Annotated in this window: 9 protein-coding genes; 2 read left to right on the top strand and 7 right to left on the bottom strand. The window is 54.9% G+C overall.

The genetic code is table 11. The features are described 5' to 3' along the window. Window positions 1-21: 21 nt before the first annotated feature. The gene (locus P9H32_RS12650) at window positions 22-576 is read right to left on the bottom strand and encodes a carboxymuconolactone decarboxylase family protein (RefSeq protein ID WP_322609263.1); all 555 of its coding nucleotides are present in this window, start codon (window positions 574-576) and stop codon (window positions 22-24) included. A 247-nt stretch (window positions 577-823) separates the two neighbouring features. Here P9H32_RS12650 and P9H32_RS12645 point away from each other — a divergent pair, with 247 nt between their 5' ends. After that, the gene (locus tag P9H32_RS12645) at window positions 824-1,405 is read left to right on the top strand and encodes a TetR/AcrR family transcriptional regulator (protein WP_322609262.1); all 582 of its coding nucleotides are present in this window, start codon (window positions 824-826) and stop codon (window positions 1,403-1,405) included. Window positions 1,406-1,624: 219 nt separating this feature from the next. Here P9H32_RS12645 and P9H32_RS12640 read toward each other — a convergent pair whose 3' ends face one another. From P9H32_RS12640 to P9H32_RS12625, 4 genes are all read right to left on the bottom strand, one after another. Then, window positions 1,625-4,594 carry an AIR synthase-related protein gene (locus P9H32_RS12640; RefSeq protein ID WP_322609261.1) on the bottom strand — a complete coding sequence of 990 codons (2,970 nt, stop codon included), beginning with the start codon at window positions 4,592-4,594 and terminating at the stop codon, window positions 1,625-1,627. 140 nt (window positions 4,595-4,734) lie between these two features. Further along, window positions 4,735-5,520, bottom strand: a complete 786-nt coding sequence (locus tag P9H32_RS12635) for a TIGR00266 family protein (protein ID WP_322609260.1) — start codon at window positions 5,518-5,520, stop codon at window positions 4,735-4,737. 14 nt (window positions 5,521-5,534) lie between these two features. Further along, a complete protein-coding gene (locus P9H32_RS12630; RefSeq protein WP_322609259.1) occupies window positions 5,535-7,226 on the bottom strand; it encodes a hypothetical protein in 1,692 nt (563 codons plus the stop codon). An 84-nt stretch (window positions 7,227-7,310) separates the two neighbouring features. Further along, a complete protein-coding gene (locus P9H32_RS12625; RefSeq protein WP_322609258.1) occupies window positions 7,311-8,087 on the bottom strand; it encodes an META domain-containing protein in 777 nt (258 codons plus the stop codon). Between the two features lie 131 nt (window positions 8,088-8,218). Between P9H32_RS12625 and P9H32_RS12620 the strand changes: the two genes are divergently transcribed. Continuing rightward, complete coding sequence (locus P9H32_RS12620; RefSeq protein WP_322609257.1) at window positions 8,219-10,126, top strand: RecQ family ATP-dependent DNA helicase; 1,908 nt, start codon at window positions 8,219-8,221, stop codon at window positions 10,124-10,126. 12 nt (window positions 10,127-10,138) lie between these two features. Here P9H32_RS12620 and P9H32_RS12615 read toward each other — a convergent pair whose 3' ends face one another. Together P9H32_RS12615 and purH are read right to left on the bottom strand one after the other, a co-directional pair. Continuing rightward, complete coding sequence (locus tag P9H32_RS12615) at window positions 10,139-11,845, bottom strand: DEAD/DEAH box helicase (RefSeq protein ID WP_322609256.1); 1,707 nt, start codon at window positions 11,843-11,845, stop codon at window positions 10,139-10,141. Window positions 11,846-12,105: 260 nt separating this feature from the next. Next, window positions 12,106-13,722 (bottom strand): bifunctional phosphoribosylaminoimidazolecarboxamide formyltransferase/IMP cyclohydrolase, encoded by a 1,617-nt coding sequence (purH, locus tag P9H32_RS12610; protein WP_322609255.1) that lies wholly within the window; start codon window positions 13,720-13,722, stop codon window positions 12,106-12,108. Window positions 13,723-13,841: the final 119 nt, after the last annotated feature.

Raw genomic sequence — 13,841 nt, 5'->3', positions numbered from 1 at the left:
GACCTGAAACAGGACTGCCGATTATTTTTTCTTCTCCCAGACCAGCTTCTGAAACGGTTCATCGACCGGGGTATCCGCCAGATGATTTACATAGTTGCTGATGATTTTCTGCGACAGACCGAGTACCACTTCCAGCAGCTGACGCGGCGTGTAACCGGCAGCAAAGAAGGTGTCCTTTTCCGCATCGGTCAGCCGTCCGCGGTTCCGAACCATGGACAACGTGGTCTCACGAAGCACCTGCAGTTTTTCAGTCGGCAGCTCAGTCTCGTTCCGCAGCGCCTCCGTAATGACCGGATCAACCTGCATCATGCCCGCAATCGCCGTATGCGCCGGGACACAGTAGTGACACTCGTGCTCCACATTGATGGTCTGCCAGACCACCGTGAGCTCCTCCGCATTGAAGGAAGAGTTTTCAAACCGCTCGTGCAGCAGTTTGTACGCATCCAGCACACCAGGCGCCTCCGCCAGTACCGCCAGCAGATTCGGCACCATGCCGAACGATTGAAGTGAATCTTCCAGCATCGGCTTACTCTCTTCCGGCGCGGACTCGATTGTGTGAATTTTAAAAGCACTCATTGTTCTCTCCATTCGGGGTTTACTATCGGCCCTTCCAGACCGTTCCGTATCAATACGTCCGGGTTATAGACCTCATAGAATGATCATTCAAGTTTAATTTTGAATGACCATTCCATATAAATATCTAATCACTTTATTTTACGTCGTTTACAATGAATAAACTTTTTGAATGACTATTCAATCCGATCTGCTATATTACTCATCAGATGCCCGGATAAACAAAATTCGGAAGACAAAGGAGTATACGATGGCCAAGGCGCAATTTGATCGGAACGAAGTCATAGAGAATGCAATCCGGCTGTTCTGGCAGCACGGCTACAGCGCATCGTCCATGCAGCAGGTGGTCAAAACCACCGGTCTTCAGCCGGGCTCCATCTACCTGGCCTTCAAAAACAAAGAGGGCCTCTACCGGGAAGCACTCGACACCTATGCCGCAAACTCAAAAAAACGGATCAGAACCGCACTTGAGGGGCCGGACGGCATGCTCAAAGGCATCTGCACGGTGCTGGAATCGATGATCGAGCAATCCACGCAGGAAGATTATAACAGCTGTTTCCTGATCAAAACGCAGCTCGAACTGGCCGCCGAAGGCAACTCGCTGCACGAACTGGCCTCGGAAAAACTCGATGAAATCGAGGCTCTCTTCCGCAGTTACCTCGAACAGGAATTCGACACCGAAACCGCAAGGAAACGTGCCGCCTCCATTATGGTTCATATTTTCGGACTGCGCGTGTACGGTTACAAAGCTGAAGCAGCGGAACGCATGCGCGAAAGTCTGCGCCAGGGCCTACCCTGGCTGCCGTGGAACCACACGAGCCGGCAGGCTTAGTCCGTATATCGGAATCTCTATCCATTTCCGCCCGGCTTCAGCCCCGCCCCAGCCGTCCAACCCCGAACAGCGGTGTGGACTCAGGGCAACAATGACCTGCATTCATTTTATATTGAGAATGCTTCATCGCTTTTCCAATGACTGGAAAAAGAAAACCCTGCTTCGGAATTCCGAGACAGGGTTCTTCTTCACCTAAACGAGCCAGATGCCCGCTTTGCTTTAAACGCCGTACAGCGTTTCTTTGAACGGTTTAACGAGGGCATCAATGTCCACGTTCACTGCCCCGGCAACCTTCAGCACTTTATCTTCGGTCACCGCACCGACCCTAGTGATCGGCAGTCCGTCGAAGAGCGCTTCCAGCTCAGCCGCTTTTTCCGGAGCAGCGGTTACAACGAACCGACTGTTGGATTCCGAGAACAGTGCCGTTTCAGCATCAACACCCAGACCGGACAGATCCACATCCGCACCCAGCTGTCCGCCGATCGCCGTCAGTGCCAGTGAAACCGCCAGACCGCCCTTATTGGGAGTCGTAGCCGATTTCAGCAGGCCGGCATCCGTTGCCTTGTTCATGGCCGCGTAGATTTCAAGCGCCTTTTCGCCGTCCACCGCCGGAACTGTACCGCCATAGTTGAGCGGTGTGCCCTGCTCCTCCGCCAGCAGGCGGTAGTAGGCCGAGGCACCGAGCTCTTCTTTGGTATCGCCGATCACATAGATCACATCGCCGGCATCTTTCAGCGTCATGGTGACCGCTTTTTTCACGTCGTCAATCTGACCGATCGAGGAAATGAGCAGCGTCGGCGGAATCGAAATTTTCTTACCGCCGCGGGTGGAGTCGTTTTTACACGAGTCTTTACCGGAAACCGCCGGTGTTTTGTAAAGCGTGGTGTAGTCGTAGAGCGCTTTATTGGAGCGAACCAGCTGCGCCATTTTATACGCACCGTCCGGCGTCTTGTCCGATTCCACCGGATCCGGCCAGCAGTAGTTGTCCAGAATCGCAATACGCTCCAGATCGCCGCCGACCGCAATGACGCGGCGGACCGCTTCATCGATCACCGATGCGGTCATATCGTAGGTATCGATATCCGAGAACCACGGATTAATACCTTCGGCCAGTACCGCGCCGCGATCCTTGTCGTATTCCACGCGCATCACCGTCGCATCCGATGGAACATCAGCATTCACACCAACGAACGGTTTCACAACAGAGAGGCCTTTCACCTCGCCGTCATAGATCCGGCTCTTGTATTCACGCGAACAGATGTTCAGATCGCCCATCAGCTTCGTCAGCGTTTCCGAATAATCTTCCTGCTGTTCAACCACCGGCGCCGGAATGCTCGGCTTTTTCCAGACCCCGGGCATGACCAGTGTCGGACAGCCGGTTTCATAAAGAAAATCCATATCGAGGCTGGCAATCACTTTACCGTCCTGTTTAACGGTAAAGTAACCGGAGTCGTTGTATTTGCCCATAAAGGCCACATCGACATCGCGCTGCTTCGCGAGCGCTTCAAATTCTTCGCGTTTTTCGGGCTGCACCGCAAGCGTCATGCGTTCCTGCGCCTCAGAAACAAGCACTTCCCACGGCTGGAGGCCTTCATATTTCAGCGGTGCGCCGGCAAGTTCGCACTCGCAGCCGCCGGAATATTTACCCATTTCGCCGAATGAGCAGGAGATACCGCCCGCGCCGTTGTCGGTGATGCAGCGGAACAGGCCGAGGTCGCGCGCTTCGATCAGGAATTCATACAGCTTGCGCTGCGTCAGCGGATCGCCGATCTGCACCGCCTGCGCCGGCGATTCCGTGCGAAGCTCTTCCGATGAAAAGGTGGCGCCGTGAATGCCGTCTTTACCGATCCGGCCGCCGCACATGACAGTCCAGTCGCCCACTTCAATCTCTTTGCGCTCGGACGGACCGCCGGTTACTTCCACCGGAATCGTGCCCATCGTGCCGCAGTAAACCAGCGGCTTGCCGAGGTAGCGCTCATCAAAACACTCAAAACCGCGGCTGTACGGAATACCCGACTGGTTACCGCCATCGATCACCCCTTCGTGCACACCGTCGCGGATACGGCGCGGATGCATCAGGCCTTCAGGCACTTCCTTGTCGTAGAACGGTGAACCGAGACAGTAGCCCCAGACATTGGAAACCAAAGCCGCCCCCATACCGGTGCCCAGCGGATCGCGGTTCACGCCGACGATGCCGGTCATGGCGCCGCCGTACGGATCCAGCGCTGACGGCGAGTTATGGGTTTCGACTTTATAGACCAGGTGCAGGTCTTCGTTGAATTTCACGATGCCCGCGTTGTCGGTGAAAACCGAAATCAGCCAGTCGATGGATTCCTCCACTTTCTTGGTGGAGGCTTTCACATAGGTTTTGTAGAGCGAATGAATGGTTTCCGTTTCGCCGGTCTCTTCGTCTTTGTATTCAACCGTACCGGAAAAAATCTTGTGCGAGCAGTGCTCCGACCAGGTCTGGGCAATGCATTCGAGCTCGATATCAGTCGGCCATTCCGGCAGATCCAGCGCTTTGCGGTGCGCTTTCACATCGTCGCGCAGATAGTGGGCGCGGATCGTACGCATCTCTTCGAGCGACAGCGAAAGGATCCCTTCCGAAGAAATCTTCATCAGCGCTTCATCATCGTCGGGCAGCTCAATGACATTCACCTTGATTTCCGGATGGTCGTCAAAGATCGGGGCAGTCATATCCGGCGCAGCGGCAAGCCATTCGTCTTTGGAGAACACCTGAATCGTCTGGATCAGGGTGTTGGCCAGCAGGTCTTTGCCGAGATGCTCCACATCTTCACGGGTCAGGTTTCCGGTCAGAAAATACTGAATGCAGGTATACACCTGTTCTTCCCATTCGAGTTCGCGGCCGACTTCGTCCTGCAGTGCCCCGCGGGCCGTACGGCCGACGTTATCGGTCACGCCCGGTTTGAAGCCGACTTCGAGCATCCAGTCAAAATTTTCCGGTGCCGGCAGACGGCCCATAGCGGATTCGGCAACGACCGGATCGGCAAAGGCCTTCTGGACTTCCGCCGCTTTCGCCTCGTCGATATTCGCCACCACTTTATACACGTCGCGCGTGCGGCATTCGGCAATATCCATTTTCAGCGCGCCCGCCGCCCGATGAATCACCCCGCGGCCTCGCGCGTCCGGCACCCCGTCTTTCAATCCGATTTCAATGCGATAAATCATAGTCCAGCTCCACCCGATTTAGGTTTTTCTCAAGTAAAACGGGGACCATAGCCATAAAGGCGAGCCGGTGAAACCCAGAAATGAAAAATCCCGCCGGAATCGGCGGGATGGATTCAGTTTCCCAATGGATGAAAAGTAACTCAGCGCCCGCCGATCAGATCGCCGAGGCCACCCAGCACAGAGCCTTCGCCCTGACGCTCACCACCGACCGACGGCGCATGTGCGATAATCCGGTCCGCCAGACGGGAGAACGGCAGGCTCTGCAGATATACAGTGCCGGTTCCGCGCAGGGTCGCCAAGAAAAGTCCTTCCCCACCGAAAAAGGCGGACTTTAATCCCACCCGCTCGATGTTGTAATCAATTCCCGGCGTAAACCCGACAATGCAGCCGGTGTCCACCTTGAGGATATCCTGACTCAGTTTTTTCTCCACAATGGTTCCGCCGGCGTGCAAAAAGGCCATACCGTCCCCCTGCAGCCGCTGGAGAATAAACCCTTCCCCGCCGAAAAATCCGGCACCGAACTTTTTGGTGAAAGCAACACCAATCGATGTGCCCTTGGCGGCACATAGAAAAGCATCTTTCTGGCAGAGCATTTCACCCCCGCACTGCGCCATATCGAGCGGAACAATTTTTCCGGGATAAGGCGCGCCGAAAGTTACGGATCGTTTGCCGCCGCTCTGATTGGTGAAATGGGTCATGAACAGGCTTTCGCCTGTAATGGCCCGTTTTCCGGCACTGAACAGTTTACCCATCAGCCCTTCATTGGCCTGCGATCCGTCCCCCATTCGAGCTTCGAACAGGATACCGTCATCCATCCAGTTCATGGCCCCGGCTTCGGCCACCACCGTTTCGCCGGGATCAAGTTCGACTTCCACCGTCTGGAGGTCATCACCGATAATCGTATAATCCACTTCGTGGCATTTCATGATTCTTTCTCCTTTTACTCTCCCGGCACAACCGGCGCGAATCCCGGAGCACCGGGTTGCGGCTGCTGTAAACTCTGCATCTGGGCCATCATAATCATCTGACCGCATTTTGCGATCAGGTCACCCGGAATGGTTAAACTCCAGTTGACCATGCCATCTTTTCTGAAGCCGGCCGAGGTCACCGGAGCAGTGCCTTTGAACAGCGTACTCATCTGCTGCTTCATCATCGCCGTGGAAGGATCGGCCGGAAGGGATTCAGCAACGAATGCCATATATTTTCCCATATCCCAGTCCAGATAATAGAAACCACCCTCAGGATAAACGGAACGGGCTTTGATTTTCGGCGCGGTCTTCCCGGCCTTCACTGCAGCAACAAGTTTTTCGACCCCGCCTTTTTCCGCATAGAAAAGCATGCCGTCGGTAATCGCCAAATCGAACGCCATTTTCTGCACTCCCATAGCCTCCATCTGCACCCGCTGCTCCTCCGGCATGGCCGAGAGGTCATATTCAAAACCGAACTCATGAATGTTCAGCCCGTCAGCCTCCCGGACATTTTCTTTAAAGGCCATCGATAACGGCATCCCCAGAGATTCATACATTTTCAGGAACGGTGTCATATCGGCATTCATACCGCGCAGCACTTCAAGCGTTCGGTTTTCATCCGTCAGCTCCATCACATAGCACACCGAAAAACCATCTTCACCGAAGGAAACAGCTTCACATCCTGTGCCTGCATAAATCTGAACCCACTTAGTGATGATGTCCGCCACTGCGGCCGCATCAACATCAACCAGATCCATCGCCTTGACGGTTTTAACCGCTTCTGCGGAAATGAATTCTGAAAGCGCCTCCGGATTGGAAAATACCATATCCATCCGCACAGCCCCCTCTCCCAGCAGTCCGGAATGGAGTGCCGGGTTTTCCTGATGAACCACCGGTGCATTCACCGCCTTGGCCAACGCAGTTCCAGCCTTTGGAACAAACGTTTCGCTCAGCACCAGCGAACCGTTTTCCGGCGCCAGCCTCACCTCCGCATCCGAACACTGTTCGGAAAGAGAGAGCAACACAAGAAGTTCGCCCTGCAGCAGTTTAGTGATGCTCTGCGTCGAATCCAACGAGGCCCCCGGCTGCTGCATCATGCTCATACCCAGCATCGCCGGCATCATCTGCATAAATCCGTCAACCGCCTCGCGATTGCGCTCGATAACGTCCGCCGGCTGCATCGCCAAACTCAGCACCGGCGCATTTCCCGCCAGCAACTCCGCCTTAACCGCACCCAGCTTGCTTTTTCCCGTTTTCAGTGCACCGTCATCGCCGGCCACCACCACAGCGCCGTCGAGATACACCGCCTGCAGCTTTTTGGCTTTAGCCATATTCAGATAGGCCGAGGACTGCGCTTCCGAAACCTCAAGCACGGCAAAAATATTCGTCGGGTCCAGCGCCACAATCGAAAGGCCGCCATCCGACGGAATTCCCGCCAGACTCATATCGCCCAGCTGCATACCGAGCATACTCTTCAGCATCGCCCCGTTCATCATCGGCGATGCTTTCGATGCCACCAGTCCGACTTCATCAATAAATCCATGCACCCCCGGAATCGACACCGACAGCATGGCCTCTTCCATCACCACCGGCTTTTCCACCTGAGCCTGCACACCGATCGCCACAGCCCATACAGCCACAGCCGTCATTTTACTCCATTTCATACCATGCTCCTTTATGTTGTGCAGACATAGTCCCAGAGGCCGTCCGCTTCTGCTATTATAAATTATTCCAGTGATTGGAAGCTCCTACTTCAACACACCCTTCACCTGCAACGCACCGGATTCGTCCCGCAACTCAAGAACATCCGCTTCGATTTTCCAGACCCTGGAATTTTCCAGCGCCTGAAGAAAGGCCGATTCCTGCTCCATAACCCCTTCAGGCTGCGAATAAAACCTGCGGGTGGTCGCCAACGGATTGAACCTGATCGTCTCACCTTTCAACGTGCAGCTTCCGGTGAGCACATTACATCCTGTCGATCCCGACACAGCACCATCCGGCGTAAACTCAAGGGAGATTTCAGTCCCGGCCAACAAACTGGTTACGCCGCCCTTTCCGTTATTCACCCCCGTCATTTTCCAGACTCCGGAAAACAGGGCCGGCTCCAGACGCGGCTTCATCTGCACAACGACGCGCTGATTTTCATTCCGCAGCTGCAGTTCTTCTCCGACCACCTGATAATCAACAGCCTCACCCAGCCGTTTCAGCAATTGATTCTCCTGCGCCATCAGTTCCGGGGTCCCCATCATCATGCCCGAGCCCATCAGCGAAAAATGTATCTTCTGCCCCTTGAGGACATACTCACCGAAAAAACGGTTCGCCCCCGCATTACCCGTAATTTGACCCTCGGACAGTTTAAACCAGACCAGCGAGTTGTGAACCGGCGGAACACATTGTCCATCCGAAGCAAGGATTCCGGAAAGCTCCCATGCGATACCTTCAATTTCAGGAATCTCCTTCATCGAAGTTTTACAGGAAACGCACAGCAATATGCACAAAACACTCCACACAGCCCATCGTTTCATCACACCCTCCAACACGGTCAATAAAGAACCGAAATCATGATGACCTCATAAGCATTCTGCAAATTGAAAAGAATTCTTTTCCCGAAGCCCCGCTTCCCCATACTGAAGAGATTACTCAAAAGGATTCCGATATGAGCACCCCCGGCGAATTACTCAAAGAGATTTTCGGCTTCGACCAGTTCAGAAAAGGCCAGCTTGAAACCATTGAAACCCTCCTGGCCGGCCGCAGTGCGGCGGCCATATTTCCCACGGGGTCCGGCAAAAGCCTCTGCTACCAGCTCACCGCGCTGATGCTGCCCGGTCTGACACTCGTGGTTTCACCGCTTCTGGCTCTGATGAAGGATCAGATCGATAAACTGCAGGAACAGAACATTGCCGCCGAGCGACTGGATTCCAGCCTGACCGAAGAGGATTATCGCGAGGTATCGAATGCTGTACGCCGCGGCGAACTGAAAATGCTCTTCGTTTCTCCGGAGCGTCTGACCAATGAACGCTTCCTGAATTTGATCCGGGGGCAGCAGATCAGCCTCCTGGCGGTCGACGAAGCACACTGCATTTCCGCATGGGGGCACAACTTCAGACCGGACTATCTCAAACTCGCCCAGGCCGTTGAATCGCTGAACGTCGAACGCGTGCTCGCCCTCACCGCCACCGCCACGCCGAAGGTTTCGGACGATATGGCCCGGGCCTTCGGCATTCTGCCCGCCGATGTAATCAACACCGGCTTCTACCGCCCCAACCTCGAATTCCGGGTAACGGAATGCAGCAATACGGATCGCGGCCGGTTATTGATCCAGCGGCTGCGGGAACGCCCCGCCGGCCCCACCATTGTTTATGTGCATCTGCAGAAAGATGCCGAGGAAACCGCAAAGCTCCTCAGCGAAAATGGTTTTGATGCCGCGCCCTATCACGCCGGTATGGCCAATGAACGACGCAGCGCAACGCAGGAAAAGTTTATGAACGGCGAAATCCCGATCATCTGCGCAACGATTGCATTCGGCATGGGAGTCGATAAAGCGGACATCCGCTATGTCTACCACTTCCACCTTGCCAAAGGTTTCGAGAGCTATCTGCAGGAAACCGGGCGCGCAGGGCGCGACGGCCAACCCGCTATCTGCGAACTGTTTGCCTGTGCCGACGACACCACCACGCTGGAAAACTTTGTCTATGGAGATACGCCCGATGCAGCCCATATTTCCGCGCTGGTTGACGAGCTGCTCGATGAAGGCGACAACATCGACATCACCGCCCGGGAGCTGTCGAAAACACACGATATCCGCCCGCTGGTGGTCAGCACCCTGCTGACCCACCTTGAACTCTTCGGCATTATTGCTTTCGACGGGTACTACTACAGCGACATCCGCTTCGAAGCCCATAAATCCGGCGCGGAAATTCTTTCTTCTTATTCCGAACAGCAGGCCGCGTTTCTGCGCAAACTGTTTGCCTGCGGTAAAAAGGCGCGCAAATGGATTACGCTCGATATGGATGCCGCCGTCGAACGCGGCGGACAACCACGGGATGTCGTGCTGCGCGCATTCGAGAATCTGCAGGAGAAAGGGTTCATCACCCTGAAAATGGCCGGATACCGTCAGCGCTTCAAACGTTTGGAACAGAACGTCGACCGCGCCGAATTATGCCGGAAACTGACCGATCTCTTCAGCCAACATGAACAACTAGAAATTGATCGCATCAATACCATGGTGGCCTATGCAGAAGAGACCCGGTGCCTGACCAGCCGCCTGCTCACCTATTTCGGCGAACCCATCGAAGCATGCGGACACTGCGGCATCTGCAAAGGCGACAAAGCCGTCAGACTCCCCGGCCGTCCGACGCCGGACCTCGATCCTGACATCCTGAAACAAATCCATGCGCTGGCCGCTGAACACCGGGATGCGCTGGGCAGTGCGCGACAGAAGGCACGCTTTCTCTGCGGCCTGAACTCCCCGGCGGTAACGGCCGACCGGTCCCTGCGGGGCAATGCCCTTTTCGGCAGCTGCACCCATATTCCATTTAAGAATCTGCTGGAGCAGCTGACCTGAGACCGACGGACCTTAGTCGCGCTGACGTCCGCCCCTGCGCGGTCCGCCGGAACGACCGCCCGGTCCACTGCTGCCGCCGGGTTTTCCGCCGGAGGCTGCGCGGACACTGACACTGCGGCCGTCGAGCTTAAGGTTCTGCAGCCCTTTGCGGATATCATTCGCCGCATCTTTGGCGACTTCGAAATTGGAGGTATCACGTCCCAGATCAATCGCACCGATCTTATTCGATTTAATTCCGCTGTGTTCGCAGACCAGGCGGACAATGGCTCCGGCATTCACGCCGTGCACGCGGCCCACGTTGATGGAAAACCGCTTGGTATCATAGGCTTCCATGCGGCGGTTGCGTTTGGAATTTTCCGAACGCTGCTGCCCCGGCTGGCGCTCGCGGCGCGGTTTGGACTTGGCATTCAAATCCTCGGCATTGCGGTAGTAATCGAGGAAATGGTTGAACTCAATACCGATAAACCGCTTGATGATCTCTTTCTTGTCGAGATGACAGAGCGCTTCATAGGCCGGTGCCAGATAATCGGCAATCTCTTCCTCATTCACCTTCACATCCACCACCCGGTGAATCAGGGCCAGCAGCTGGTTTTCGCAGATCGCTTTTGCATCCGGAATTTTTTCCAGTTTGATCCGGATATTGTTCCGGCGTTCAAGTTCACCGATCCGTCGACGCTCGTGCATATTGATGAGCGCAATCGAAACCCCGGATTTACCGGCACGCGCCGTACGACCGGAACGATGGGTATAAGCAGCGGTTTCGTCGGACAGTTTATAATGAATCACGTGGGTAATGTCGTTCACATCGATACCGCGCGCCGCCACGTCGGTGGCCACCAGCATCTGTACCGTCTTGGTGCGGAATTTACGCATCACCGCATCGCGCTGCGCCTGCGAAAGTTCTCCGTGCAGTGCCTCCGCCGAATAGCCGTCGGCCATCAGCTTTTCCGCCACCGTCTGGGTTTCGGCCCGGGTACGGCAGAAAATCACGCCGTAAATTTCCGGCAGATAATCCAGAATCCGCTTCAGCGCCGGGTAGCGGTCCTTTTCATGCACCATAAAACAGAAATGCTCAATATTGGCCGCCGCTTCGTTGCGGCCGCCCACCGAGACTTCAACCGGATCGGTCTGATAGTTAGCGGCAATACGCGCCACCCCTTTGGCCATCGTGGCCGAAAACAGCCAGGTAACACGATCTTCCGGTGCCTTTTCCAGGATGGCGTCCAGCTCATCCTTAAAGCCCATATTGAGCATTTCGTCCGCTTCGTCCAAAACGACTACGGATACCTGATCGAGTTTTGCCGCGCGGCGTTCGATCAGGTCGAGCAGGCGACCGGGAGTCGCTACAATAATCTGTGTGCCACGCTTCAGATCGCGAATCTGCGTGGAAATGTTGGAGCCGCCGTAAACCGCCGTAATTTTTACGTGGTGATGCCGGGCAAATTTTTTCAGGTCATCGGCAATCTGCAGGCAGAGCTCGCGGGTCGGCGAAAGAATGATGCCCTGCGGCATATCGTTCGACGGGTCTACGCGTTCCAGCAGCGGCAGACCGAAAGCCGCGGTTTTTCCGGTACCGGTCGACGCCAGGCCGACAAAGTCCTTTGACCCTTCCAGCAGGATTGGAATCGCCTGTTCCTGAATCGGAGTCGGTGTTTCAAATCCCAGGAGCTGGATAGATTTAAGCGTATCGGGGCTCAGCCCCAAATCGGAGAAGTTCATAATTTCCTTATATAGGCGGCACACTTACCGCATGACTCGAAGCCATGCTCTCCGCGCCCATCGCAGAAATTCGACCCCGAATGAACAGAACACTTTACCGTGGTTCTGCAAAAACGAAGCGCGGTTATACGCGCTTCAGAATTATTATCAACCCATTAAATTAAAAAAAAGTCCGCACAGACACCGATGAAGCTTCGAGCTCCGTTCCCGTTATCCGGCGGACTTTTTGTGCAAAACGCGGCGGAAGCCGCGTTTACATACTAGTGTTTGAAATGCCGCATATTGGTCATCGCCATGGCAATGCCGTATTTGTTGCAGGCCTCAATCACTTCGTCGTCGCGAATCGAACCGCCGGGCTGGACGATAAACTTCGCGCCCATTTCGCTGGCGGCATCGATGCTGTCGGCAAACGGGAAGAAGGCTTCGGAAACAAAGACACATTCGCCGATGATCTTCTGAATTTCCTCTTCGGTGATATCCGGATTTTCCGTCTTCAGGTTTTCCACGGCTTTGGAAACCGACAGCTTCTTCAGCGCATCCACACGGTTCGGCTGACCGGCCCCCATACCGAGCACGCGGAATTGACCCGGCTTATATTCCTGCACCAGCACAATCGCGTTGGACTTGGTGTGCTTGGCTGCGGCAATACCGAAGAGCGCGAGCTCTTTTTTGTTTTCCGCAAATGGCACCTCGGTCGGAACACTCCAGCTTTCCAGAATTTCCGTATCCACATCCTGCACCAGCAGGCCGCCGTTGATCTGCTTGACCATCCGCTGCGGCAGCGCTTTACCCATCGGCTCATTCAGTTTCAGAATCCGCAGATTCTTTTTCTTCATCAGATGATCCAGTGCATCTTCGTCGTAACCCGGAGCAATAATCGCTTCGATGAAACGGCCATCAAGACAGGACGCCGTCGCCATATCGACCTTTTCAGTGACCGCAATCACAGAACCGAAAGCCGAGATCGGATCACCGGCCCACGCCGCTTCAAAAGCTTCGGCCAGCGTTTCGCCGGTGGCATAGCCGCACGGATTGGTGTGTTTGATGACAGAAACACCGGGACGTCCGGCAAGATCTTTAACCGCTTCAAGCGCGCCGTCGCCATCCACATAGTTATTATAGCTCATTTCTTTTCCGTGCAGCACTTTAGTCAGAGCAATCGTGGCTTCACGGGAGTCGGCATCTTTGTAGAGCCAGGCTTTCTGATGGGAGTTTTCGCCGTAACGCAGTTCTTTGCCGTCGGAATAGGCTTTTACAAACGGCTTCGCCAGCTGCTGATCAGCCACCTGCTCCGCCAGATAGGTGGCGATCGCCGCGTTGTATTCCGCAACTCGCGCATATACTTTCTGACCCAGCACAAAACGGAAGGCTTCGGTGGTGGTGCCGTCGTTCGCCTTCATTTCCTCAATCACCTGCGCATAATCCGCCGGATCCGTGACCACCGTCACAAATTTCATGTTCTTCGCCGCGGAGCGGATCATGGTCGGACCGCCGATATCGATCTGTTCGATCGCTTCCGGCAACGTGACGCCCTCTTTGGCGATGGTTTCCTCGAACGGATAAAGATTCACACACACGAGGTCGATCTGGCCGAGCCCGTGATCCTCCATCGTTTTCACATGCTCTTCATTATCGCGCATGTAGAGAATCCCCGCATGTACCTGCGGAGTGAGCGTTTTCACACGGCCGTCGAGCATTTCCGGAAAACCGGTAAATTCGGAAACATCCTTCACCGGAATACCGGCCTCGCGAATGGCCTTCGCCGTGCCGCCGGTGGACAGCAGTTCCACGTCCATTTCATGCAGATGACGGGCAAAGTCCAGAATTCCCGCTTTGTCGGATACACTTAAAAGTGCGCGCTCAATCTTTACGTTCATGCAAATTACTCCCTTGGGGTTGGCTCAAAACCATGTTTTTTACCGACAGACCCAACCGATTGCACTCATTTTTTCCAATCCTTGGATCTTTTCGCTCAAGTATATCATCTAACCCCCAC

It is taken from the genome of Pontiella agarivorans, assembly GCF_034531395.1.
Taxonomy (GTDB): domain Bacteria; phylum Verrucomicrobiota; class Kiritimatiellia; order Kiritimatiellales; family Pontiellaceae; genus Pontiella; species Pontiella agarivorans.
Note: the sequence above shows the minus strand (reverse complement) of the source record. Positions and strands in the feature narration are given on the sequence as shown.

Excerpts from the sequence above, each read along its gene's own strand:
- P9H32_RS12645 (WP_322609262.1), top strand. The coding sequence starts at position 824 with ATGGCCAAGGCGCAATTTGATCGGAACGAAGTCATAGAGAATGCAATC.
- P9H32_RS12620 (WP_322609257.1), top strand. The coding sequence starts at position 8,219 with ATGAGCACCCCCGGCGAATTACTCAAAGAGATTTTCGGCTTCGACCAG.
- purH (WP_322609255.1), bottom strand. The coding sequence starts at position 13,722 with ATGAACGTAAAGATTGAGCGCGCACTTTTAAGTGTATCCGACAAAGCG.
- P9H32_RS12615 (WP_322609256.1), bottom strand. The coding sequence starts at position 11,845 with ATGAACTTCTCCGATTTGGGGCTGAGCCCCGATACGCTTAAATCTATC.
- P9H32_RS12640 (WP_322609261.1), bottom strand. The coding sequence starts at position 4,594 with ATGATTTATCGCATTGAAATCGGATTGAAAGACGGGGTGCCGGACGCG.
- P9H32_RS12625 (WP_322609258.1), bottom strand. The coding sequence starts at position 8,087 with ATGAAACGATGGGCTGTGTGGAGTGTTTTGTGCATATTGCTGTGCGTT.
- P9H32_RS12630 (WP_322609259.1), bottom strand. The coding sequence starts at position 7,226 with ATGAAATGGAGTAAAATGACGGCTGTGGCTGTATGGGCTGTGGCGATC.
- P9H32_RS12650 (WP_322609263.1), bottom strand. The coding sequence starts at position 576 with ATGAGTGCTTTTAAAATTCACACAATCGAGTCCGCGCCGGAAGAGAGT.
- P9H32_RS12635 (WP_322609260.1), bottom strand. The coding sequence starts at position 5,520 with ATGAAATGCCACGAAGTGGATTATACGATTATCGGTGATGACCTCCAG.